The organism is Aeromonas lusitana (assembly GCF_002812985.1).
GTDB lineage: Bacteria > Pseudomonadota > Gammaproteobacteria > Enterobacterales > Aeromonadaceae > Aeromonas > Aeromonas lusitana.
Map to the genome: position 1 here is coordinate 1 of NZ_PGCP01000015.1, position 23,324 is coordinate 23,324.

The window sequence follows — 23,324 nt, forward strand, 5'->3', positions numbered from 1 at the left end:
GCTGCGCCGCTCGGCGAGATCGTGGAAGCAGGCGCCGTAGGGATGGAGATCCGGCTCGACCCCCTTCCAGACGAAGAAGTCGTAGTCGATGGGGGCGGGCAGGCCGTCCAATAGCTCGAAGCCCGGGGTGCCCGGCACGCAGTGCGCCGGCCAGGTGAGATCGGCGTTGGGCATGTCCAGCGGCAGCAGCATGCCGGCGGGATCGGTGACGACCCAGGCGGCATTGCGGGGATGGGCATCCTTGCTGCCGATACGCAGGCTGGCGAGGGCCGCCTGAGCGTTGAGCGCAGCCACTATCTCATCCCCGCCCACGACGGGCAGTTCGTTCGGGCAGAGGGGGGTGAACCCCTTCTGCGCATCAATATCCAGGCTGGCAACGGTTCCCATGATGGCTCCTGCACATACTATTCTTGTGATATTATCTACCAAACATTATTAGAAGGCGAGCAGGTCGACCAAGATGCCGAGAATGAGTCTGGATATGGTGGTGCTGCGGTTGAACGAGGAGCGGCTCGAGCTGCTTCTCGAGACCCGCGATCGTCCCCCCTTTGCCCAATGCTGGCAGCTGCCGGCCCTGCGCATCGACGAGACCCGGGACCGGGATCTGGACGCCGCTCGCCATCGCCTGCTGGCGGAGTGGGGGCTGGGCCACTGCTACAGCGAGCAGGTCTGCACCCTCGGCAACCTGGAGCGGGATCCGCGCGGCTGGTCCACCACCCTCGTTTATCTCTGTCTGGTGGAGCCCGAGGTGGAGGTGGTGCGCGGCTGCTGGCAGCCGCTCTCGGCCCTGCCCGGGCTCAGCCTCGCCTTCGATCATATAAACCTCATCGCCAAGGGGCTGGAGCGGCTGCGCATCAAGAGCCGTTACAGCACGCTGCCACTGCAACTGCTGGGGCCCGAGTTCACCCTCTCCGAGGTGCAGCGCGCCTTCGAGATAGTGCTACAGACCCCCATGAACACGGCGGCTTTTCGCAAGCGGATCCACCGTGCCGACATCCTGGTGGACACGGGCCGCAAACGTACCGGCAAGCAGCGCCCCGCCATCCTCTACCGGCTGGAGAGCCCCTGCTGCGTGATGTTCGATCAGGTGATGCATGGAGCGGAAGCATGAGTCAGGTCGGTGTGCACAAGGTGCTGGTCAGCGCCTGTCTGCTGGGGCAGCCGGTGCGCTACGACGGCCAGAGCAAGGGCATCATCAGCGACTGGCTGAACGCGCTGGGGGCCGAGGGTAGGACACTGGCGTTCTGCCCCGAGGTGGCGGGTGGCCTGCCGACCCCGCGCCCTCCTGCCGAGCGGCAGGGTGAGCGGGTGGTGACCGCAAGCGGGCTGGATGTGACGACCGAGTTCGATCGCGGCGCCGAACTCGCACTGCAACTCTGTCAGGCCCAGGGTATTCGCTTCGCCCTGCTCAAAGAGGGCAGTCCCTCCTGCGGCAGCGGCCGTATCTATGACGGCCGCTTCGAGGGGACTTCCATGGCGGGCGAGGGCAAAACCACGGCCCTGCTGCGCCGCCACGGCATTCGGGTATTCAGTGAGGATCAGTTGCCGGAGTTGGCCTCGGCGCTCGCCTTGGCGGCAGCCACCTCTGCCTGACTCAGGGCGTCGGCCTCCTGCCACTGGGCCAGCGTCCTGTCCTTCTCCTGCCAACGCTGGTTCAGCCACTGCTGGAAGCCGCGCTTGAACTGCTTGTCGTTGAAGTAATCCCCCACCAACTGCTCGTCCACGGGCAGCTCCTCGATGCGTACCCGGATGCGCTTCATCCGCCCCATCAGGAAGTCCTTGAAGGGCGTCTCGCTGTTGTCCGGGTAGCTGATGGTGACGTTGATCAGGCTGTCGAACTGCTCCCCCATGGCGGCCAGGGTGAACGCTAGCCCCGCCGCCTTGGGAGGCATCAGGTGTCGATAGGGGGAGCGCGCCGCATCCCGCTTGGGCTCGGTGAAGCGGGTACCTTCCACGAAGTTGATGACGGTGGTGGGGATATGGCGAAACTTCTCGCAGGCGCTGCGGGTTGTTTCGATATCTTTCCCTCTCAAATGCGGGTTTCGCAGCAGGAACTCCCGTGAATAGCGGCGCATGAAGGGCATGTCCAATCCCCAGCAGGCCAGCCCCATCAAGGGGATATAGATGAGTTCGTGCTTCATGAAGAACTTGGGCACCGGCAGCCGGTCCCGGAACAGGTGACCCAGCACCACTATGTCGGTCCAGCTCATGTGATTGCTGATGATCAGATACCAGCCATCCTTGCGCAGTTGGGTGTCATCTTCGATCTGCCACTCGATGCGGGTGGTCAAGCGGATCACGAAGGCGTTGCAGCCGAGCCAGCAGCGCATGATGCCGTTGTTGATGCGGCTGCAGGCGCGGCCAAGGGCCGGGATCGGCAGCAGCTTGACCAGGGAGACCAGCAGGATCAGGCTGGAGACCAGGATGATGAACAATATGGTCAGGCTGGCGCTGATGAACATCACCAGCGGGCCGGGGAGAAACGTTAGCATGGGCGTCGTTTACTGTGTCTCGTCCGCCAGCAGTTGGCTCAGGGTCTGGTCCTTCTCGTGCCAGATCCCGTTCAACCACTGTTGAAACTCTTGTTGGAACTCGGGGTCATTGAAGTAATCCCCCACCAGATTGCGTTCGATCGGCAGAAACCGCACCCGAACCTTGATCTCCTTGACCCGGCCGCACATGAAGTCCCAATAGCTGGGAATGCCGCCCGGATAGGCGATGGTCACATCCACCAGTTTGTGCAGCTGATCCCCCATGGCCGCCAGGGTAAAGGCGACACCGCCGGCTCTCGGATGCAGCAGGTGGCGATAGGGGGCGGCCTGTTTGTCATGTTTGTGGGCGGTGAAGCGGGTACCCTCGACGAAGTTCATCACACTCACCGGAATGTGGCGGAACTTGGCACAGGCCTTGCGCGTCGTTTCTATGTCTTTTCCCTTCAGATGGGGTCGTTTTTCCAGAAATTTACGGGAGTAACGTCGCATGAAGGGAAAATCCAGCGCCCACCAGGCCAGACCGAGAAAAGGTACCCAAATCAGTTCTTTCTTGAGGAAAAACTTCAGGAAGGGGATTTTCTGATTAAAAATCCGCTGTAATACCAGTATGTCGACCCAGGATTGATGGTTGGCAATCACCATATACCACTCATTCCGGCTCCCTTTGTCCACTCCGACCACCTCAAAATCGGTTCTGATGATGACTTTCTGGATCAGGTTGTTGAAACCAATCCAGCAGCTGGCACAGCCGTCCAGCAGGGCGTTGCACAGGGTGCGCCAGCCCTTGAGCGGCAGCAGCAGTTTCACCAGGCCGAGCAGCAGGATGGGAACAAACCAGAACAGGGTGTTGAGAAAATAGAGCAGGGTCGAGAGGCTGCCACGCAGTCGCTCTATCAGCTTGTTGGCCATGAGTCGCGTCCGTCTTCTTGTCTGTGGGTGACCAACAAGTGGTCTGATCTGTGCTCATAGTATCAGCCGATGCGTCACTAGACCATGTATGGCAGCTTGACCCGTATAGGACTCACTCATCCTTAAACCCCCAAGATTCAACCGCTGCGCAGCCGGGATAGCAGCCTGTCCATGGCCCGGTAGCCGAGCGCCTCTATCAGATGCTCCCGCTCGATGGCGGGCCGCCCCGCCAGATCGGCTATGGTGCGCGACACCCGCAATATGCGGTGCCAGGCCCGGATGCTGAGCCCCAGCCTCTGGATGGCACTCTCCAAAAATTCGGCATCTTGTGGTGATAATCGACAAATGGCTTCGATTTCACGGCTATCCAGCAGGTTGTTGAGCTTGCCGTTGCGGGCCAGCATCCGCTCCCTCGCTGCCAGTACCCGTTCGCGGATCTGCTGGCTCGATTCTCCCCGCTGGGCCTTGCCGGTGAGGCTGCCCTTGGGCAGCAGCGGCACCTCCACCGTCAGATCGAAGCGGTCGAGGAAGGGACCGGAGAGCTTGCCGAGGTAGCGCAGGATCTGATCCGGGCTGGAGCGGGTCTGACCGTCCCCATAGTGGCCGCAGGGGCTGGGATTCATGGCCCCGATGAGCTGAAAGCGGGCGGGGAAATCCACCTGGCGGGCGGCCCGGCTGATGGTGATGTGACCTGTTTCCAGCGGTTCGCGCAGGGCATCCAGCACCTTGCGCTCAAACTCCGGCAGCTCGTCCAAAAACAACACGCCATTGTGGGCCAGGGAAATTTCCCCCGGCCTGGGGTGGCTGCCACTGTCATTTTTCGAAATTAGTGAGACAGCTCAAACCATAGATCAATGAGTTAGGGCTATTTTTACTCAAATAGATGAGACGATTTTTTGTCAATAGATGAGACGAGGTCTACTTTGAGTGGAAATAGCTGCGACAAGGTTCAGGTGCGTCAAGTTCGTAAGATAGGTCCTACCCGCCGAAGTGTCTCCGGTAGCTATCAGTTCCGTGGAAAAGAGGCGATCCAGTATGAATCCACGCTGGAGCGCGACTTCCTCATTCGCCACGAATTTTTCCCCAATATTGTCTCTATCACTCCTCAGCCTGCTGAGATCCCATTCATCGGTGACAACGGTCGGCCCTACACCTATACCCCTGATTTTCTGATGTCCTTACGGCACCTCAATGGTGAAGCCACACAACATGTCCTGGTAGAAGTAAAACCCCGGGATCTATGGGTGGAAAACTGGCGGGCATGGTCATCCAAGTGGAAGGCCGCAAGACGTTTTGCCCGCAATCAAGGATGGTTATTCAAGATCTATGACGAGTCGCGGATCCGCGACCGTGCGCTGGAAAACATCAAGTTCCTTGACCGTTACCAACGTTTTGCTCAAGCACCAGGACACACAGATACGTTACTGCATGCTCTGTATCAAATAGGGCCGTTGAGTCGTGATGCTCTGTTCGCTCACTGTGGGGTAATAGCAGGAGATGAACGCCCCTGGGCTGTTGCCATTTGGTATCTCTTGGCAATGCGTAAAATCGACTGTGACATCACACAGCAGCTTGATGGCGAGACCGTACTTTGGACGCTTCAAAATGGATAATAACAAGCCAACAAGGACGCAAGGTGGCATAGTCCCCATCCGCCAGCGGCTGGCTCTGGACGTTGGTCAGTTTGTTCAGCATGAAGGACTGACATACCGAATCGTGCAGCAAATCGACTTCAACAGTCTGCTTGGGAGTGACGTAATCACAGGCCGCAAAAAACTACTCCCGATTAATGAACTCTCATCCCCACCAAATCCGCAGGTCGCCAAACTGGATACCCGCATTGACCTCGACGGTATCGAGGATAAGGATTGGCGCGCTGCGAATGAACGATTCGAAGCCATAAAACCCTTGCTCGACCAAGCTCCCAGTATTGGACGAGAGGAGGTTAATAAGCGTGCTCTCGAAGTCGGTGTCAGCTCTTCAACCTTGTATCGCTGGCTATCCAGATATCAGGCAGTAGAGACACTATCTGCGCTCATACCGATGAGCCGTGGTTGGCGAGGTGGTCGTGCCCGATTGACCCCTCAGCAAGAGCAGATCATCAACGAGACCATTGAATCCATTTACCTGACCGTTCAGCGATCTTCCATTCAAAAGGTTGTTAATGAAGTTTTTCTCCAATGCGAGAAGAGGAAAATTCCATCCCCTGGGGCCACGGCTATCAGGGCAAGAGTAGAGCAGATATCGGAGCGAGAGCAGCTGAGGAAACGAGGCTTTAGGGAGAAGGCGAAGAACAAGTTTACAGCTGCTCCAGGGAGCTTTCCTGGCGCAGACTATCCTCTCTCTGTCATTCAGATTGACCACACGCCAGCCGACATCATCCTGGTAGACGATATACATCGTAAGCCCATTGGCCGCCCGTGGATTACATTGGCAATGGATGTCTATAGCCGGATGGTGACCGGGTATTACCTCTCTTTCGATCCGCCTTCCGAAACGTCTGTCGCCATGTGTGTTGCCCATTCCATCCTTCCTAAGGAGGAGTGGATGACATTGCACCGAGTAGAAAGCAGCTGGCCTGTATGGGGCATCCCTAAAACGATCCATGTTGATAATGGCGCTGACTTTCGCTCTATCAACTTCAGCAAATCCTGTCAGATGTACGGCATCAATCTCAGCTTCAGACCGGTCAAACAACCCCGATATGGAGGACACATAGAGCGGATCCTCGGCACTCTGGTCAAAGAGCTGCATGACTTGCCAGGAACCACATTTTCGAATATCCGGGACCGTAAAGACTACGACTCCGACAAGCGGGCCGTCATGACCAAGGACGAGCTCGAGAAGTGGCTGGTGACGTTTATCTGCAATATCTATCACCAGCGCTACCACAATGGCATTGGCATGAGCCCTCTGGCCAAGTGGGATATTGGCATCAATGGAAATAGTGAAGTTGACGGGATTGGCTACCCACCAAGACCTGCAGATAGGATGACGATCCTACTCGACTTCCTGCCGTCATTCAGACGAACCGTGCAGGTATTCGGTGTCACCATTGAGGGGCTCACCTACTTTGCAGACACGCTGCGCTTCTGGCTCAACGCCACAGATCCGGATACCGGGACAAAAAGACAGTTCATTTTTCGCCGGGATCCAAGAGATATTTCCTACATCTGGTTCTTTGACCCAGAGCTAGAGCAATACTTCAAAGTCCCGTTGGCAGATCAGTCACTACCATCAATGAGCATGTGGGAGTATCAGCAGGCTAGGAAGCGATTGAAAGAGCAGGGATACGTGTCCCCGACTGAACCCCAGATCCTCAATACCATCACTCAACTGCGTGAGATCGTCGAAGAGTCCAAAAACTCGACCAAAAAAGCACGTCGACAGTCACAACGCAGACGTGAACATGAGAAAGGTATTAGTCCTGCAACCCCCTTGCCGGTCCCCGGCACACCCATATCTCCGATACCTGAGCCATCAGCGCTAGATTTCAGCGAGATAGAGCCTTACGACGATGGAGATATAGCATGAATGATCTCGCGCACCTTCATCCCGACTTCCGACATGTGATGAATCTGTCGGACCAAGAGCGAATGGCCTTCATAAACCAGCCGAGGTGGATTGGTTACACTGCGGCCAACCAGATACTGGCAGCTCTCAATGAGCTTGTTGAACAGCCTAAGAAACCCAGGATGTTGAATTTGCTACTGGTTGGTGAGCCCAACAACGGCAAGACTACAATTGTGCGTCATTTCCATGAGCAGTATTACAAGGCTACTGAGGATGAACACCCAGAAGGATTCAAGCCCATCATCCTCGCGGAATCACCGCCAACGGCTGATGAGAAAGGGTTATATGTATCGATACTGGAGCGATTTTTCACGCCCTACCGAATATCTGATCCAACAGTAAAACTGCGCTACCAGGTTATTCACCTCTGCCGGGTATGTAAGGTGAAGATGCTGATTATCGACGAGTTTCACTCGCTGCTGGCTGGATCTGCAATCAAACAGCGGGAGCTCATGAATGCCATTAAACTGCTATGTAATGAACTAATGATCCCTATTGTGGCGGTGGGGACGACAGAGGCTGTTCGTGTTCTGCACACAGATCCCCAACATGCCAGTCGCTTTGATGTCAAAACCCTGCCAGCTTGGAAGCTGGACAACGAGTTCGCAAAGTTGGTGCTAAGTTTCGAGCGTATCTTGCCGCTAAAGCGGCCATCGTCATTGCGCACAGCAGAGTGCATCCAGCTTCTCCATGCTATCTCAGGAGGTAATCTGGGCAATCTGCAGCGATTACTTTCCACATGTGCCATCGCAGCAATCAAGGATGGTTCGGAGCAAGTCAGCCGTGACCTGATTGCACAGCACATGTGGCTTCGTCCCACAAACGGCCTGAGAGAAACCATGAGGTGAGCCTTATCTGGCCTGTACAGATATCCCCTCTCAAGGACGAGCTGTTGTCCTCTTGGCTCGTCAGAGCATCCTTGGCTCATGGGTGTGATCCAATGTCTCTCACATCCGCTGTATGGCCAACATGGAGAGCCTGGACAGTCGATATTGATCGTACCCTTGATGACACAAGATTACAGAGCCTGTGCGGCTCATCAGGCTTGAGTATTGATGAGCTGAGTAACATGACCCTGTTTCATCATTTGGATGGGAAAATCCTTTTAATCGGGAAAAGGCCTTCCAATTTGCCTTGGGTGATCGCAATGGGGAGTCGTAATCGTCAGCACAAGATGGGCGTACCCTATTGTCCAGGTTGCTTACGAATGGATGACCCTTATTTTCGGTGGCAATGGCGCTTGGCATGGCATACCTACTGTCCTCTACATCATCATGAGCTGATTGAGTGCTGCCCTTCCTGCAATATGCCGGTTCAGTATCACCGAGTTTCAGCACAGACACCTCACATAGGGATTTGCTTCCATTGTGGCTATGACCTCAGCTCGGCGGTCTCTGCTCGTGTTGGGGCGATGCAGCCGGATTTCCAGAAACTAGCGTCCAATGTCTTTGGCACAGGGGCAGTAGACTGGGGAGGCCGACAGATATCATCCCTAGACTGGTTTGTATTGGCCAAGCTCTTACTCAATCTCATCCGACGCTCGGCATCCAGAGAACAAAAAGCACCTTCGCATTTAGGGGATTTTATCCAGGCCACTGGAATTGATTTGCACTCACTCCCGTTGCCACCAACACAGTTACCAATAGAGCTGTTACCGCTTGAGCAAAGAAAACCCCTCCTGGCAGCGGTGGCTCAGATGCTATCCCTTGAGCGCAACCTACTGCTCCATTTACTCAAGGAATATGGTGTCTCACGCAATACGTTGATGAATGAACTGACTTGGCCATCACAGGCAGTGATGGACTGGATCGATGCTCTACCGGCAAACAGCATTCAACGTATCAGAACTAATCCCATTCAGATCCGGAGGCCGAAAGCCAAAGAGGTTGTTCGCCGTGAATGGGCCAGATTGTTACGCCGCCATGGCCTGCTGCGATGAACGATATCTCTACCCGAGAGTGTTTCGGCTGCGGTCGACGGATGGAGCGAGCGCACCGGATCTTCAAGAAAGAGCCCTATTGTGGAACATGCTATGCGCGTGAATTTAAGCGCAAACCATGTCCTCAATGCGGTGAGATGGCTCGGTTGCCAGAGAGGCATCCTAATGCAATCTGTTCGAGTTGCGAAAAGCGTAAACCCTGTGTTCGCTGCGGCAAGGAGGGGTATCGACTCGGGCTAATGAGTGAATATGGACCTGTATGCATGGCATGTGCGAGGTACTTTGCTGAAGAGAAGGCGTGTAGTTGGTGTGGCTCAGTTTCGCGCCACCTTTCTCGGGTACTGCGTCTTGGTTTTGATGAACCCGTCTGTCCTCGATGTGCTAGAGCTGACCATGCCTGTTGCCAGGCTTGTGGCCGATCTCGGCGATTGCAGGATGCACCCAATGGACAAAAGCTATGTTCGAGGTGTTTGGCGTTAGGAGCTATACCCTGTTCAAAATGCGGGGCCCCCATGCCAGCAGGCCTGGGGGATACATGCAAAAATTGCCACTGGCTGCAGGTTTTTGAGCAGCGGCTTCATTTCAATCAAGAGGTGCTTCATCCCCCAGTGCAGGAGTTGTATCAATCTTTTTCGTGCTGGCTTCTAGGACATTGTGGTGCCCGCCGAGCATCGAGGTTGCTTGCTCGATATTTGGCATTTTTCGAATCAATACAGCAACTCTATATAAATGAATCAATGAGTTATCAGCAATTGGTGAAGCAATTTGGTGCTGACATGCTGAGACGTCATCGTTTAGCTGTTCGCTGGCTGATAGATAGCCATGGATGGGTTGAGGATGGCAATTCTAGGCTTGAAGACTCAGAGGCAAGGGGTATTGAACGACTTCTTCTCGGTGTTTCAGATCCACTGGCCAACCGATTGTTGGTGGGCTACTACCAATATCTGAGTACCAAGCATCAGCAAGGGGGACTATCGCTGAGATCTGTGCGGCTAGCGTTGACTCCGGCCAAGAAATTACTGGGGCAAAGTCTCAAAGCGGGGCGATCTATCCCTGACCAAAAAGACTTGTGTGCATATCTCTCCCAATACCCAGGACAAAAGGCTGCTGTGTATGGCTTTATTACGTACCTGAACCGGGAGCAGCATGCCGTGCTGGATGTGAGGCAGATCCATCAAAAGAAGCATAAAAATCAGGCTAAATCTGTGCTGGAAAAGAGGCTTGCAGAAATGGTTCAAATGTCTAGGTCTGATAAGGCATTTCAAAAAATGTGGGCTATCACTGCTCTGGCATACTTTCACGGGTTGTCGAATGTCAGTATCAGGCAGCAGATTGCGAAAGAGGGGCTTGAAGACGATGGTGACGGGCTAATTTTCCATCATGCAGGGCTGACCTATTGGATCCCAAAGTGTTCAATCAAGTTGTAAGTTCAGTCTGTTCTCCCCAATAAACACGGAGCTGCTTTTTCACCAAATTCAGATCAAAAAATTCCTCAGAGAGCTCAAACGAAATAATCTCGGGCATATCGCCGTAGATAGGCTCAAGGATGAGAGTCCCTTCAACCCGGTCGGTGTACTCAACTTGCACGCACCCCATCATGCGACGTCTTGGTTTCTCGCTTCCATTTTGAATAAAGCAAGTAGCGTAGGGATTCATCTGTGGGTCATGGATGACAGGGATCGGGAACGCATATGCAGCTAGGCTGTAAGGCGTCATGAGGGTGAAGCAAAGCGCATTCTGCAATGTTGATAGCCCAGCCTGGAAGAACTCAGGTAACTCTTGAATATCAAAGTGTTGAGAGGTTACTCCACTTTCGATTTCTACGGGGGTAATGCCCTTACCTTGATCTGTTGCTCCGACACTGAATGCACCTGGAGGAGCAGTGGAGTAAGGCTCTTCTTTTGGAATCGAAAAACTAGGGTTTCTAAAAATGGTTTTAGTTTCGAGATCCGGGAATCTGGAACTAGCTGAGATGAACTGTACATGCCTAGTCTGTCTCTTCTCATCTGGATCTGTATCAGTTAATAAAATGGCATCATTATTTTTTCTTTCACTTTTTTGTTGATCAGGCCGATCGGCCGAGTCTGACGGCTTGAATTTGGTTTTATTCCCAGTAGCTACATATCGGATGGATTTAAACGGAAACTCATAAGAACAGGAAAGGATCTCATAAACAATAAATGTTCCAACTTGCGATCCATCATGCCTGAGCCATTGTCCAGAAACGTGTAGATCTGTTTCACCATCAAAAGGAAAACGGCATTTTGGGTAGATTGGGAGACCAAGGCTGGAGCAAGAAAGAGCACTTTTCCCGATCAAAGAAGCCGCACTCCAAGCTGCAGGGGAGTAGAGTATTCGTGCAATGTCTGCGGCGGATGCACCAGAGATTCCATCAGCAAGACGGAGAAACACAGATTCATCTGAGCGTTTTACGTACTGCTTAGCTAACTCAGTTCGGGTAAGTGTTGGCTTGAAAAGGGTAGATAAAAGCGAGCTCGAAGATCCGAAGTAAAAGCGTATGAGCTCCATACAAGGGATGATGATTTGTAGTTGAGTTCGGTCTGTGATGACGATGCAGTTCGAATGTGTATGTGCGCTATGCCATGGATGCAAATGAATAGGTAGCCAGTATATTAATGAACGTAACGCCCCATACTTTTCGGAATTTGGTTTTCCGCCAGCTTTATAAAAGCTTGTTGTTTCAGCACTTATTTTCAGCTTAAGAAATGCTTCTTTTGTCGGAGCGGTATTTTCACCGGTTGCCTGACCGTGTTGCCAGATGTCGCCTACCTTTAAGAATGGCAGAAGTCCAATTGGCAACCATATCTCTTTCCTGTCACTTTCTTTCATGGGGTGGGGACGTGGGTGCCGAGACAACTGCACTGCAATGGATGGCTGAGATTGCTGCCTGTTCAGGTCTGGATAGGCCACATTGCCAAACCAATCGATTCTCCAGGTTTCTTCGTGTGCAGATAGTTTTTCAATCGTGAATGGAGCTTTCATGTTATTCATGTATTTTTTAGATTATGGCCGTGCCCAGCGCAGCAGAATGGCGAGTGCGGTCGCCCAGAATGCCACCTCCCACCAAAACTGATCCTTGAATAGGATCACATTGTGTAACCCGAGTAAATCAAACAGCAACTCAGTCGACCTCTTCGAACAATGCTTGCAAGGCGAAAAGACGGCCATCAGCGCTGCCCTGGCAAACTCAAACTGACTAGGTATAAGCGGCGTTGTTGCCTAAATCAGATATTGAAACGTCATTCCCCCCAGCCCCGAGTAATAGCTATACTTTGGGCTTTCTAACAGGCATATCTAGGGTGCAACTTGTTCATGGCACTCACATACTCCATCACTTCACCCATCTGGCTGTTATAATCTCGCAAGCTTAGCTTCACCGTCATCAATTGCTAAACCGCAACATTGCTGTCTCCGTGCTAGCACAGCTGATAACCGGATATTCTCTTCCAGTGGGGCAGCTGCAGCCCCTTTTTCCAGCACTGCATTATTGCGCGGATATCCCTCCTCCCAGAGGCCAGCATTGATGCAGGCCGCGGCTCCTTTACGCATTATCAACTCATTGCAGGCCTTGAGGTCATAACCACAATCGGCATACACCGTACCTAAGGCGCGGCGCAGCGGATTGAGCAGGGTGGGCAAGACCTAAGTGTCATGGACATTTTCCAGTGAGACCTCTGCTGCCACGATGTTGTGGCTAGTTGGGTCCACTGTCAGATGCAGCATGCGCCAGACCTGACGCTTATCTGGCTCGTGTTTTTGCTTCTTCCACTCGCCTTTGCCAAAGATGTTTAGACCGGTGAAATCGATGACCAAGTCCGTTATCCTCCCTTTGGAAGGGCTGCCGATAGGCCACCTTGAGCGTACTGGCCAGCTTGCTGACGCAGGTGTAACTCGAAGCACGCAGCGGCACTTTCATCAAAGCAAACAGCGAGCCGAACAAGCCCTGGGTCGCACGCAGGGAAAGGCTGAAAATCCCTTTAAGCATTAGGAAGGTACAAATGGACTGAGTCAGTGTAGTGCTGGCTGTGTCCTCACAGGCCTTGATGATCTTGGTGGAGCCAGTTGCCCATTGCATCAGAGTCCACCCAGAAGGTTAACAATCAGGGATTGGTTGTACTACGACCAGTTGACGACGGGGTGAAGCGGCTTACCCATGGAGCTGACATGATAGAAGATTTGGAGATCAGAGCCCCCGTTACGTCAAAAATTCCGTCCGGGCTAGATGGATTTGAGCAACGACGCAGGCTTAAGCTATAAGCCGTCTAGTATTGTTCATCCAGCGGTACGCGCCGGATCTCGCAATTCTGATTGAAAATGGGGTTGTCATGCAATAGAGACGCCAGAGAGCCATTCCTCTAATTTCTCAAGGCATGTTTTGATATTATCAACAGCAAAGAGTATCTTATAAATAAGACACCGGCTTAAAGCCGGTGTTAGGTTATGCCATAACTTAAATAATCTGTTGCATCAATATAATGCAGCTATTAAATTACTATATTTAAAACCAAGCATCTATCATCAGGAATAGAATATGACAATATGTTGTATTCCGCCGGTTTTGTATAGCACAATTGTACATCTTTATTTTCCAGCCCAACTAAGCCAGCACCTAGCGTTGATATTTTATTACTCAGTGGAGAAATTATGAAATTAGAATCGCCTTGATCTTTTATATGGTTCAAAATTGAATTCTTACATGAAATGGGGTCTTTTAAAGAAAAAGATAAATTTCTAACTGATGAGCCATATATTTTCATAAGCTCGTTAACAAATTTACGGTTTCGCTCATAAAATTCTGTCCTGATAGACTGATTTTCATCACCTAGTCCAATGGAAATATAATTAGGTTCGTATTCCTCAATTGTTGCAATCGCTCGTTCTAATTCAAATCCGGTGAGAACGATAAGATGCATTGGTTTTTTTGGATAGAAATTTCCAGCAAAACCTAAAACAGAACGAATGTCAGACACCCCACGACTTAGCCAGTTATCCATATCTTTCGATAATGTATATATTATTTTTAATGATCGAATGCATATCTTAAACTTATGCATTATTCTCAAAAGAATTAATAATGACTCTCTTGTAAATGTAGTGATATCAACATAAAAATCAAATTTTCTATCATCTTGAATTAATTTTTCAAAAACAATGCAATACTCTTTGAAGGTTGACAATGGATCAACAGTAGAAATATCACAAATTGTTGGCAACCCTTTAAATGCATCGGTTATCTTATTTAAGTTATCACCGGTAACGCCAAGCATATCTGTTGATTTAAATACAAATATTTTTTCAAAATTCACGTCTTTCAACGAAAGAGGCAAACTTAAACATCTATCTTCAAAGCTAGCACAGCAAATAAAACAGCTATTTTCACCACTAACATATGAAGATAAATCACTTATTTTGATTTCTTGTGACATGGTAGACCTCATATATCCAAAGTCTGTTGTATTTGCATGATTCCATCATTATTTCCTTTACTCAGTCGTTCTCTGGTAAAGGCTTTTGGGTCTCTTAAAGACTTCATTAACGCTTCAGATGTAACTGAAAGATTATATGCATAACCTGAAGGATCAAGTTTAAAATATGGCGCTAATCGTCTACTTAACGTGAATTTAGGTTTACGTCCCCGTCCCTCTTTAGAACCGATAGATGAACGTTGCAAATAGCCTAGCTCAACCCCCATATCGAGAACTTGATCCAAAGGAGACACAACATCATCAGCAATCATTATAGAAAATATTTTTCTTTCAGTTGCATTTTCATCAAGAAGTCTTGCTCGAAATGTCTCACCAAGTGCCGTAACCAAATTGAGAAGCATGGTGACGTGAGAACTAGTGTAAATAGTCGACTCTTCTTTTTCAGTCCTACAAGTTGACCTCAACTTTGAAAACTCAGAATCAATAAATTCGAATGACCAGTCTTTTATTATATTGTCTTGTATGTCAGGGGGGATTTTAGAAATATTTTTATCAATATCTAAAAGTTTGTTTAATTTACTCTGATGAAGACTAGATACTTCGCTATACATTTTAGCTGCAGGATCTAGAAACCATCGTATGACACCTGACGATAAATCAACTAAGCTACGAAAACCAGCATAACTAAAGGTTGAAGATGATTTGCTATTTCCAGCAAGCCGACTCATATATATAGGGACCGCAAATCTAGTCGTATCGTCGCTGGCTCTATTCCCACCCAAGCCAGAACCATTCTCTCTTAATGCAATTATCTCTTTTTTAATTTTATCTATAGAGGTTTTTTGTTTTTCATCATCAGGAAAAAATTCTTCCGCAGAGCAATTAACACCTATTAGCCTTAGTCTTTTTTCCACAATTTCTTTAATACGAGACATATACTTACTGCCATCCCTCGTATAAATCGATCCTATATTAATTTCTGAATAGTCATGTGGAGACTCAATAAGTTTTCCATCTATAGTTCTATATGTTTTGTAACGCATTTGTGTGGCTATTTTCAAGCATACGGTATCGATCGTCCTACAAGAAACCCACGTATTCAAAACCCTTTGCATGCCCTCATCTAGCTGATCTGCATCATCAATCAACAAAAACATAGGTCCATTGCAAAGGAAACCCAATCCTCTCAATAAGTCAAACAATGGAACAACAAAGTCCAAATATGTAAAAATAGCTCCATTGTAAGGGTTGTCATTCATGGACTTAAATAATAATCTTCTTAGATATTGTTTAATCCCCATGAACTCATCTTCAAACACCCTTTCAACTTTATCAAGAACATCAGAGTCAGGTTCAAAATCAACGCCTATATGCCCTGAGTTTTTTAAAAGACGATTCAACCCACTGATAAATTCAACATTATTAAAAAGTCGACTCTCTACAACTCTATTTATAGATTTAAAAGTCGTGAATAATATATGGGTGACCATTATGTGTTCAGCGATAACATAATAAGACCCCCCCTCTAATAAACTCCATTCAGTAATATCAGACCATGCCTTTTTAATCGGAACATGAACCGCATAATATTGAAGCTCATTTATATTAAATACATTGCCAGCAGCTAGTTGAACATCTGGTTCTAAGTAACGTAGCATCATACTTTTACCAGTACCGCGAGGGCCATGAATAAAAGTATGTCCAATTTCCTTGATTTTATGAAAGTCAGTAAATACATCAACGAAAAGTTTTGCTGTATCCAGAGGGGAAAGAGCCTCAGGAGTTCTAACTTCGAACGGATTGATGTAATCATTCCTCATGCTATTTTCCCTCAAGCCTAAATTTTAAATTTTCCCCACGCCATTCATCATGCCTTTTAGACAGATTCAATGACTCGGACGGATAGCCAACATGAGTGTCAATTGTAAGCGTATCTACATTTTCGTATTCATCATCTTTTATATTTATAGTTGCACGAATTGAATCTATATTTACTACACCATGGAAAAAACGACTGCAATAGAGTCTTTCACAATGCATTTTTTCTATTCTTTCAAATATTTCATCTATGAGATAAACCTCACTATCATTCTTACCTACTTTTTTTTGCGTATACTCGACCGGGACATCAAATGTGATTCTAACCATTCGGCCAGGAATGTCGACATTTGAAGCTGTAATTGACTCAGCATACAGATGAAACACTTCACTACGCTTAGGTATAATTTCCTTCTGAATGCCATAAGTAGCGGCTCTTGTTTTATTTTCACAGATTTCATCAGCAAATCTGACTATCGCTGAAATTAATCTTGGCCTAAAGGTGGCATTTAAATAATCCGTTTCGTGGGAATTAAATTTCTCACCTATTGTGTCTTTACTTCCACTGTTTGCTCTCCCACCATGCACTTCAGCAATATTAGCTATATGCTTTTTCTCTATATTACAGGTGGTTACAGCAATACCAATATCTTTTAATATCTCAAAAGCTTTTTTTTCATGATTAGCCCGGCCAAACACATTACCTGCATCATGAAGCAAAATACCTGTCATGAGTAAGTATACTTCATAACACTTTAGGCTTATCTGATCATTTTCATGCTCCAATCCTAACAATTTCCCAGCATATCTAATAACCTGATCAAAATGCTTAGGGCCGTGGTCTGTGTAAAGTCCTCCATCTTCTAATGAAGTAGTCGCACCAATAAGTGGATAGCAATTCTCTACTAGCCATTGCTTCAGAGATGAGTATCTAGCAACATAGTCAACATTACTCTCGGGAAACGAAGTATCTTGACGGGCATTCTTAACAAACCATTTTTCTAAAACAGTAGTAAAAGTCATAGCTGATAATTCTTCTTGAGTATCTGCTGAAAAAGAGCTTTCGCTAACAATGGGGGAACAGCATTGCCAACTTGCTGCTGCTGGAAACCAATACTTCCCTCAAATACAAATTCATCAGGAAAAGACTGCAATCTTGCTGCCTCCCTAACAGAAAGCCCCCTATCTTGTATAGGATGGATTAACATGTTTTTACGGAAATTACCGATTACTACAGATGGTGATTTTTCACATAACCTTCTGTATATACCCGTATGGCATCTTGTTTTGTCCTTGTAATTAGACATTAGATGGTCTGGAATATTTTCCCAGTTACCACCTTGAGGTATATATTTATATCGACCGACAATAAACGGAGCATTTTTTGTAACTATATTGTTAGAGCACCCTTCCAACCGCCCTCTCATTAGTCTAGAGTACTCACTGACCGGATCACTAGAATAGGTCATATAACATTTTGAACTGCCATTATCTAAAAGTGGCAAATCCCCAATAGCTTCTTGAACAGTCACTTTATGACTATCACTTGGCTTGGGAAAGGAAAATGGCTCATTATGTAAACTAGCAACAACAAAGAATCGATCTCTTCGTTGCGGGACTCCATAATCCACAGCATTTAAGATGCTTGCAAAGCAAGTGTAACCAAGTTTTTCAAGTGACAGAATGACCTTCTCAGCAAAGAATCCTTTTTCTGTTTCCAATATTCCTTTAACATTCTCGAAAACTATCCAGTCAGGTTTATATAAACTGGCCATTCTCAAAAACTCTAAAAAAAGCCAATTTGTTTCATTATCAGATGTCCGAGTCTTCTGATTTGAGGTGGAAAAGCCTTGGCATGGAGGTCCTCCGAACAAAACAATTTGCTCTCCATTTTTTGTTTCAATATCAACTTTATTGAATTTTCTTATGTCGTCAGCGAAAACCCCAAATTTTGGTCGATGATTTCTTAAGTAAGTTGCGGCAGCATGCTTATCAGCCTCAACAACAACTTGGACATCAATACCAGCCTGTCTCGCGCCCAAAGACATCCCACCAGCTCCAGCGAATAAGTCAATACCAATCATAGTCTTTTCTGTCATTAATGGCATCCAATGTTAGACGCAGCGTATCGACCAGACACTACCATGTCAACATTCTAACCATGTCTTAACCTCCCAAGTACACATGAGATGGGGTCTCATGCGAGATCTGTCAGGCATCAGCATCATAGACACAACAGTTAAGGTTATGTACCGCCCAGTCCTCGGCAGACTCCTTAGACGACAGCCCCTTATCAACGGACTTGGTATTTGAGTGAGGGACTCCCAAATGGCTATCCTTACAACATAGCTTCTTCAGCCGTTTACTTGGCCGGTGCAGTGATTTTTTGGTTAACTCTTCTTCCAATAATTTAAGCTGCACCTGCCACCCCAACTGTGATGTAAGCCTCAATAATTGGGTTGAATGGGGCTGGGGCATCCACTTCGAGGATATGAGAAATCCGCCTCTCAACTCCACTTCGACAACTGCCAGACATCTTGGGTTACCATCCAGAAGCTGGTGACGATTGCCGTGATGGAGCTTGAGTAACTTGTGCAATTTTCTTGACTGTAATCACGTAGCCATGGGCCTTCATTAACTGCTCTAGCATCGACTAAAAGTAATCAAACTTGCTGATGTAGAGATGCAGGTCATCGGTTTTATCAGATTCCACGGTCCACTCTGCGTTGGGCAGGCTACAGTGAATGTTATACTAATGTGATAGATGGGTTTCATAATCATCTTGAGTTGAGTGCAAAAATCTCTCGTAAACCAACATTAACCGCGTTGAGTTCATGATATTTGAATGAATCATGATGGTGACCATGGAAGATGTTTTTTACTTCGAGTGATTGTGCCAACTCATCTATAGTCTGAAAACCGTGAGGGTGTTCTTTGGGCGCTTCATGGCTGACCAGAATATCGGCTTTAAGTCCATGAAAGAGTTGAATATCCTCAGGGAAGATGGAACTACGGTGCTTGCGTGGAAGACCATCACGCCATAGATTCCCTTTTCCGCAATGGGTTTGGAAGTCTTGGCGGGTGGAAAATCTTGGCAGTTCAGGGGGATACCAGACTTGACTGCGGAAGATACCACCAAGACCAGCGATCTTGAAGCCATCGATCTCTACAACTCGGCCATGTAGGTTACGTTCAGGGTCGCCGAACAGGTGGTCGTGATATCGAACTTCATCCGTGTCATGGTTACCATGAATGAACCAGATATCTGTCAGTCCAAGGATGGGGGCGAAGGTCTGTTCGAAAGGCTGCTGCAGACACAGATCCCCAAGTATGACTACCGCAGCTGGCTTATCTTGTTGAACACGCAGAATTATGTGCCCAAATTCCCCATGAGGGTCACCACAGAACAAGATCATTGGGTTATCCTTGATGCAGAGCGGACCTATAATGGTCGAGACTATCTGTTCGTGTTGTAAAGTTAGAGCCGTATCCAGCGAAGCAGCAGAGCCAGCCCTGCTATCCAAGCAGCCACATCCCACGCTGGGCCACACATATGGCCGTAGAGATCGCCTAGGCCCCACCAAGTAAATATCTCCCCTGCTGTCCAGTACATTAGGGCCTTGGCCACGAACAGCATGGCTAAGATAGCTACAACATGCCAGAGCATCAGCCTGGGAAATCGCTCAATCAGCCGCATTGGTACTGCCTCCTGGCGTATTGCATCAAACATATATATTCATATGTTGAGTTGGCATTAATCTATATAGCTATCGCCGTAATGCTCCAGCACATGTGGCGAGAGTCTTCGACATTACCCAGTCTGTTCCTCTACCAGCTACAACCCGATCTGTGATCGTAGCGGGTACTTCTCGGGATGACGGATACTGTTCAATGACAAATCAACATCCAGTTCGGGCCAGTGCACCCTTTTGGGTCCTCACATTTCACATTGAGCATCGCAGCTACAGGGGCGCTTACATTGATTCTGGATGAATGGCCAGTACTTTGATGAAGATCCGTCGAGCAGCCATTTTCCCTGGCTCTGGCTTGCAATGCCGTGTTTCTGCCTGTTTTTCCACATACCGTAATGACCTCAGATAGAGCATAACTTTACCTGCCTCATGAATTGGTATCCCAAACTGATAGGCGACATCGTAAAGATCGAAGAACTCACCATGTTGCAGCCCCCATCTGGCGACCTTCAATGCTGGCCATCTCCATTTGCTATACATGCAACCCTACCCATGTACTTGGTTCATATGAGAATCAAGATAATCGACACAACCGGTATAATGAATCAATTCAATCCGATACTTGTTCGATTTGAGCGGTACAATTCGGCCTGCCTTGGAATTTGGCTGCTAACTCAACTGCTTCCTGATGACTAAACCCTTTGGCGTCACATATTTCTGTAGATGCACGACTTTTTCCATCGCGACTAAGGCTTGAGATATATAGGGGGCCTATTGGCAGTCCCGCATCCTCGATGCGCACAATCCAACTGCCTGAAACAGCTTTCATTGGAGGGGATAACTCCTCATGATGCAAAGAACCATCTTCGCCACGGCTGATGACAACAGCAATTGCGTACCCTGGTCCCCGACGTTTTGCTGATGCCCAAGCCTTAGCCGTAGTCTCATACATCAGTGCCGCAGCAGGATCCCAGTGATAATTGCTTGGTGATGCTGTGACCAGATACCCACCTTCTATCTTGCTGTAAACTGCATACCCAATACGTTCAGACATAATTTTTTGTTCCTATCGTTCAAGTAGCAAACCTCACTTGTGCCATCATCAGTTCATGCCCTGCTGGCCAGTTCCTTAGCCATATCTCCATAACGGGCCGTCCGGTATGTGACTCTAGGCCCTTGTACTGAGCCTTCGCGGCCCTGTAATTCATTCATACTAAGTAAAAGAAAGGGCTGAAATTCGGCCCTTTTACATCCCCCCACCTGTCACCGGCGAAGCCGGGTTTGTGATTTAAGTTTCGCTCGATGCTTCGGTTTTACTGTGATGCCACCACAACCACGCTAATCCAATAGGGGAAATGAAGATCGCCAGTCCCCAACAAATCACAATGGTGAACAGCTTGACCAACAAAAACAGGGGCAGGGCCAAGGTGATGACCGTATTTCCCATTAGGAAGTCTGTAACGCTATCCCATACAAATTTAGAATAAGGATAAAGTAATGTATTTAGACCTAGATAGAACATAGCCGATACAGGCATTGGCTTTGCTGTTGGGTTTTGGATAGTCATGAAAATGATGAACGCAGGCAACAGCGCTCCGAAGAAAAGTTGGCGAAAATAGTAGGCTTTATCAAGCCCCCCGAACGTCTTGGCTAAAATGGTTTTCATCGTATTCTCCTTGCTGAAACCAGTATTCTTACATGAGGGCTCGAATGATAACCAGTCCAAGTTTCTTTCGACAACCATTGTTGCCCAGTGTCATTGTCGTTTTGGGCTCACTCGTACCCTGTGGCACAATGTCCTCACTGGAACAATCAGGCTCGTGGAGGGTGTGTGGAGCAGAGCAAGAGCGGGCAATGGTGGAATGGTGGGTGGCAGCGCTGGGGGAAAAGTGAGTGGGATGGGGAGAAGACTTCGAACATCAGAAAGGATGAGCGCGTCAGTGTTACCTTGAACGAGAAAAAATCAGGTTTTTGGGTCGAGGATGAGAAGCAATGCCAAGCGCCATTTAACCCTTTAGCGGATGGCGTTTTTGTGTGGACAGAAACAAAGGGGGCTGGACATGCCTTTGTTTCTATTCATGAAAGTAACAGCCCTTTTGTTTACACATATGGCCGTTTTGGCCGCCGTGGCACTCCTTTGGGGGCTACTGGTGACGGGATATTAAATTTATTAAGGAGCGAAGACGCAAGGGGTTATTATCAAGATGAACTATATCTGTTCGGCGCTAGAGTATTTCGAATTGATGATGCCGATCCATTTATCGTTAGAAAGTATTTCGAAAAATTATGGGCAAATGGTTCGCCTCCTGTTCAAACCCCAAAGATGGGGGATGTGACTCGTCGCAATGGTCACACAGTTGATCAATATGATGTAACAGGGAGTAATTGCACCACCCATACTGTGGATGGAATAAAAATGGCTGGCTCAAAGGTGTTCCAGTTCGGTGCAACCTCTGGTGATATCACTATAGGGTTTAATGTTGATGATGATTTTACTATTCCAACATCATTACAGCGTCACCTTATTAGCATGAGTAAAGATACCTCAATGGTAGTTGTGGAAGTAACTGGAGCATTCAAAAGCCAGTACCCCAACACAAAAGGGATCAAACCCGTACCAGAGCGGGCCTCTGTAGACAGTATTGCCGCCAATGTTTTTTCTGAATTGGGTAAAGGGTCTCCGTTCTCCGGTGCAACTGTGGGCGGAGTTCTCACTGGGAGCAAAGCAGGTGAATAAGTTAGCTAGAAATTTTGGCATCTTGCTGGTGCTGTTCAGCATCTATTTTTTAATATCCTATGTGTTGGAGAGTCATTTTTTTGATCAGGTTGAGGCAGAGAAAGAAATAAATGCTGGCTTTATGTCATTGCAACAATACATCAATTCAATAAATGGATTGGTAGATAGCGCTAGTGATTTTTCGCTTTTTTCTTTCCTTGGTTTTTGGATTTCTGTTGGAATAACGCTTAAAATTTTCAATGGTAAAGATGCTGGCGCTACACCAAGCATCATCAAAAAATTAATTAGATGGGGCGGGGTTGTTGTCGTTATATTTGGGCATTTCATATGGAATGCAGCGGCAAATTTCAATTTTGGATATATGTGGAAAGATGGGCTCCCAAAAGAACCTATTTCTGTTAGTGAATATTTGGCAGAGGTAAATTATGTAGTTGATTCCATGCACACTATTGTTGGGGCTGCGAACTACAGCTATGTAATATGTTTGGTGATGATTCTTCTTTTTTCTAGGATTAGATAGCCCAGCAGAGATTAGACCCTGTTTCATACCAACTCACATAATCAACAAGGCCAGCGCGAGGTGGCCTTGTTTGTACGGGAAGTATATGCCCGATTTGCTATGGTGAACCCATCTCAACAAGGGGGCGCTTCATCCTCGCTGTGGGAGCGGCCTTTCTGGTCAATGTCCTCGGCGGCCGGGGCAACCAGTTTGCCCAG

General features: G+C 48.2%; 22 protein-coding genes and 2 pseudogenes. 9 read left to right on the plus strand and 15 right to left on the minus strand.

All coding sequences use genetic code 11. The features are described 5' to 3' along the window. On the minus strand, positions 1-387 hold a 387-nt coding region (locus tag CUC44_RS10460; protein WP_482746742.1), incomplete at its 3' end, for a cysteine hydrolase family protein. Positions 388-460: 73 nt separating this feature from the next. Between CUC44_RS10460 and CUC44_RS10465 the strand changes: the two genes are divergently transcribed. Further along, a complete protein-coding gene (locus CUC44_RS10465; RefSeq protein ID WP_100859908.1) occupies positions 461-1,111 on the plus strand; it encodes an NUDIX hydrolase in 651 nt (216 codons plus the stop codon). Beyond that, positions 1,108-1,593, plus strand: coding sequence for a 2-thiouracil desulfurase family protein (locus CUC44_RS10470; protein WP_100859909.1), 486 nt, complete (start codon positions 1,108-1,110; stop codon positions 1,591-1,593). The genes CUC44_RS10465 and CUC44_RS10470 overlap by 4 nt, the downstream gene beginning before the upstream one ends. Here CUC44_RS10470 and CUC44_RS10475 read toward each other — a convergent pair. The 3 genes and pseudogenes from CUC44_RS10475 to CUC44_RS10485 form a co-directional block, all read right to left on the minus strand. After that, the gene (locus tag CUC44_RS10475) at positions 1,539-2,492 is read right to left on the minus strand and encodes an acyltransferase (RefSeq protein ID WP_100859910.1); all 954 of its coding nucleotides are present in this window, start codon (positions 2,490-2,492) and stop codon (positions 1,539-1,541) included. The two genes, CUC44_RS10470 and CUC44_RS10475, sit on opposite strands and share 55 nt — an antisense overlap. A gap of 9 nt (positions 2,493-2,501) precedes the next feature. Continuing rightward, complete coding sequence (locus CUC44_RS10480) at positions 2,502-3,401, minus strand: acyltransferase (protein WP_100859911.1); 900 nt, start codon at positions 3,399-3,401, stop codon at positions 2,502-2,504. 137 nt (positions 3,402-3,538) lie between these two features. Then, positions 3,539-4,213, minus strand: a pseudogene (locus CUC44_RS10485) (ATP-binding protein); the annotation flags it as partial. A gap of 111 nt (positions 4,214-4,324) precedes the next feature. On the opposite strand from CUC44_RS10485, the gene CUC44_RS10490 reads away from it, so the two are divergent. From CUC44_RS10490 to CUC44_RS10515, 5 genes are all read left to right on the plus strand, one after another. Beyond that, on the plus strand, positions 4,325-5,014 hold the full coding sequence (locus CUC44_RS10490) for a TnsA endonuclease N-terminal domain-containing protein (RefSeq protein WP_100860043.1): 690 nt from the start codon (positions 4,325-4,327) through the stop codon (positions 5,012-5,014). Further along, positions 5,007-6,935 carry a Mu transposase C-terminal domain-containing protein gene (locus CUC44_RS10495; RefSeq protein ID WP_208621055.1) on the plus strand — a complete coding sequence of 643 codons (1,929 nt, stop codon included), beginning with the start codon at positions 5,007-5,009 and terminating at the stop codon, positions 6,933-6,935. The genes CUC44_RS10490 and CUC44_RS10495 overlap by 8 nt, the downstream gene beginning before the upstream one ends. Further along, positions 6,932-7,822, plus strand: coding sequence for a TniB family NTP-binding protein (locus tag CUC44_RS10500; RefSeq protein WP_039213059.1), 891 nt, complete (start codon positions 6,932-6,934; stop codon positions 7,820-7,822). Before CUC44_RS10495 ends, CUC44_RS10500 begins: the two co-directional genes overlap by 4 nt. Continuing rightward, complete coding sequence (locus CUC44_RS10505; RefSeq protein ID WP_244166762.1) at positions 7,819-8,913, plus strand: TniQ family protein; 1,095 nt, start codon at positions 7,819-7,821, stop codon at positions 8,911-8,913. The genes CUC44_RS10500 and CUC44_RS10505 overlap by 4 nt, the downstream gene beginning before the upstream one ends. Positions 8,914-9,425: 512 nt before the next feature. Next, entirely contained in the window at positions 9,426-10,340 is a 915-nt protein-coding gene (locus CUC44_RS10515) for a hypothetical protein (RefSeq protein ID WP_157812771.1), read from the plus strand. Here the strand turns inward: CUC44_RS10515 and CUC44_RS20960 are convergent. From CUC44_RS20960 to CUC44_RS10550, 11 genes and pseudogenes are all read right to left on the minus strand, one after another. Beyond that, complete coding sequence (locus CUC44_RS20960) at positions 10,330-11,916, minus strand: hypothetical protein (RefSeq protein ID WP_157812772.1); 1,587 nt, start codon at positions 11,914-11,916, stop codon at positions 10,330-10,332. The genes CUC44_RS10515 and CUC44_RS20960 overlap by 11 nt on opposite strands. Positions 11,917-12,199: 283 nt before the next feature. Further along, positions 12,200-13,038 (minus strand): annotated as a pseudogene (locus CUC44_RS10525) (IS5 family transposase). Between the two features lie 380 nt (positions 13,039-13,418). Beyond that, a complete protein-coding gene (locus CUC44_RS20965; protein WP_157812773.1) occupies positions 13,419-14,360 on the minus strand; it encodes a hypothetical protein in 942 nt (313 codons plus the stop codon). A gap of 8 nt (positions 14,361-14,368) precedes the next feature. Further along, entirely contained in the window at positions 14,369-16,180 is a 1,812-nt protein-coding gene (locus CUC44_RS20970; RefSeq protein ID WP_157812774.1) for an ORC-CDC6 family AAA ATPase, read from the minus strand. Position 16,181: 1 nt separating this feature from the next. Then, positions 16,182-17,201 (minus strand): HD domain-containing protein, encoded by a 1,020-nt coding sequence (locus CUC44_RS20975; RefSeq protein WP_157812775.1) that lies wholly within the window; start codon positions 17,199-17,201, stop codon positions 16,182-16,184. After that, complete coding sequence (locus CUC44_RS10530) at positions 17,198-18,277, minus strand: DNA cytosine methyltransferase (RefSeq protein WP_208621056.1); 1,080 nt, start codon at positions 18,275-18,277, stop codon at positions 17,198-17,200. Before CUC44_RS10530 ends, CUC44_RS20975 begins: the two co-directional genes overlap by 4 nt. 112 nt (positions 18,278-18,389) lie before the next feature. Further along, positions 18,390-18,776, minus strand: a complete 387-nt coding sequence (locus tag CUC44_RS21095; RefSeq protein ID WP_244166763.1) for a Tn7-like element transposition protein TnsE — start codon at positions 18,774-18,776, stop codon at positions 18,390-18,392. Positions 18,777-18,955: 179 nt separating this feature from the next. Further along, the gene (locus CUC44_RS10535; protein ID WP_100859916.1) at positions 18,956-19,594 is read right to left on the minus strand and encodes a metallophosphoesterase family protein; all 639 of its coding nucleotides are present in this window, start codon (positions 19,592-19,594) and stop codon (positions 18,956-18,958) included. Positions 19,595-20,152: 558 nt separating this feature from the next. Further along, the gene (locus CUC44_RS10545; RefSeq protein WP_244166764.1) at positions 20,153-20,383 is read right to left on the minus strand and encodes a hypothetical protein; all 231 of its coding nucleotides are present in this window, start codon (positions 20,381-20,383) and stop codon (positions 20,153-20,155) included. A 97-nt stretch (positions 20,384-20,480) separates the two neighbouring features. Further along, positions 20,481-20,924: a hypothetical protein gene (locus CUC44_RS20980; protein ID WP_157812776.1), complete on the minus strand. Its 444-nt coding sequence runs from the start codon at positions 20,922-20,924 to the stop codon at positions 20,481-20,483. Between the two features lie 234 nt (positions 20,925-21,158). Then, positions 21,159-21,536 (minus strand): hypothetical protein, encoded by a 378-nt coding sequence (locus CUC44_RS10550; RefSeq protein ID WP_100859918.1) that lies wholly within the window; start codon positions 21,534-21,536, stop codon positions 21,159-21,161. A gap of 165 nt (positions 21,537-21,701) precedes the next feature. On the opposite strand from CUC44_RS10550, the gene CUC44_RS20985 reads away from it, so the two are divergent. Both CUC44_RS20985 and CUC44_RS10555 read left to right on the plus strand, forming a co-directional pair. Next, positions 21,702-22,607, plus strand: coding sequence for a hypothetical protein (locus CUC44_RS20985; protein ID WP_157812777.1), 906 nt, complete (start codon positions 21,702-21,704; stop codon positions 22,605-22,607). Beyond that, complete coding sequence (locus tag CUC44_RS10555; protein WP_157812778.1) at positions 22,600-23,127, plus strand: hypothetical protein; 528 nt, start codon at positions 22,600-22,602, stop codon at positions 23,125-23,127. Before CUC44_RS20985 ends, CUC44_RS10555 begins: the two co-directional genes overlap by 8 nt. The last annotated feature ends 197 nt before the right edge of the window (positions 23,128-23,324 follow it).

What these genes read in the sequence shown, in the direction of transcription:
- CUC44_RS10465 (WP_100859908.1), top strand. Translation starts at nt 461, where the DNA reads ATGCCGAGAATGAGTCTGGATATGGTGGTGCTGCGGTTGAACGAGGAG.
- CUC44_RS10470 (WP_100859909.1), top strand. Translation starts at nt 1,108, where the DNA reads ATGAGTCAGGTCGGTGTGCACAAGGTGCTGGTCAGCGCCTGTCTGCTG.
- CUC44_RS10475 (WP_100859910.1), bottom strand. Translation starts at nt 2,492, where the DNA reads ATGCTAACGTTTCTCCCCGGCCCGCTGGTGATGTTCATCAGCGCCAGC.
- CUC44_RS10480 (WP_100859911.1), bottom strand. Translation starts at nt 3,401, where the DNA reads ATGGCCAACAAGCTGATAGAGCGACTGCGTGGCAGCCTCTCGACCCTG.
- CUC44_RS10495 (WP_208621055.1), top strand. Translation starts at nt 5,007, where the DNA reads ATGGATAATAACAAGCCAACAAGGACGCAAGGTGGCATAGTCCCCATC.
- CUC44_RS10500 (WP_039213059.1), top strand. Translation starts at nt 6,932, where the DNA reads ATGAATGATCTCGCGCACCTTCATCCCGACTTCCGACATGTGATGAAT.
- CUC44_RS10515 (WP_157812771.1), top strand. Translation starts at nt 9,426, where the DNA reads ATGCCAGCAGGCCTGGGGGATACATGCAAAAATTGCCACTGGCTGCAG.
- CUC44_RS20960 (WP_157812772.1), bottom strand. Translation starts at nt 11,916, where the DNA reads ATGAAAGCTCCATTCACGATTGAAAAACTATCTGCACACGAAGAAACC.
- CUC44_RS20965 (WP_157812773.1), bottom strand. Translation starts at nt 14,360, where the DNA reads ATGTCACAAGAAATCAAAATAAGTGATTTATCTTCATATGTTAGTGGT.
- CUC44_RS20970 (WP_157812774.1), bottom strand. Translation starts at nt 16,180, where the DNA reads ATGAGGAATGATTACATCAATCCGTTCGAAGTTAGAACTCCTGAGGCT.
- CUC44_RS20975 (WP_157812775.1), bottom strand. Translation starts at nt 17,201, where the DNA reads ATGACTTTTACTACTGTTTTAGAAAAATGGTTTGTTAAGAATGCCCGT.
- CUC44_RS10530 (WP_208621056.1), bottom strand. Translation starts at nt 18,277, where the DNA reads ATGACAGAAAAGACTATGATTGGTATTGACTTATTCGCTGGAGCTGGT.
- CUC44_RS10535 (WP_100859916.1), bottom strand. Translation starts at nt 19,594, where the DNA reads ATGATCTTGTTCTGTGGTGACCCTCATGGGGAATTTGGGCACATAATT.
- CUC44_RS20980 (WP_157812776.1), bottom strand. Translation starts at nt 20,924, where the DNA reads ATGTCTGAACGTATTGGGTATGCAGTTTACAGCAAGATAGAAGGTGGG.
- CUC44_RS10550 (WP_100859918.1), bottom strand. Translation starts at nt 21,536, where the DNA reads ATGAAAACCATTTTAGCCAAGACGTTCGGGGGGCTTGATAAAGCCTAC.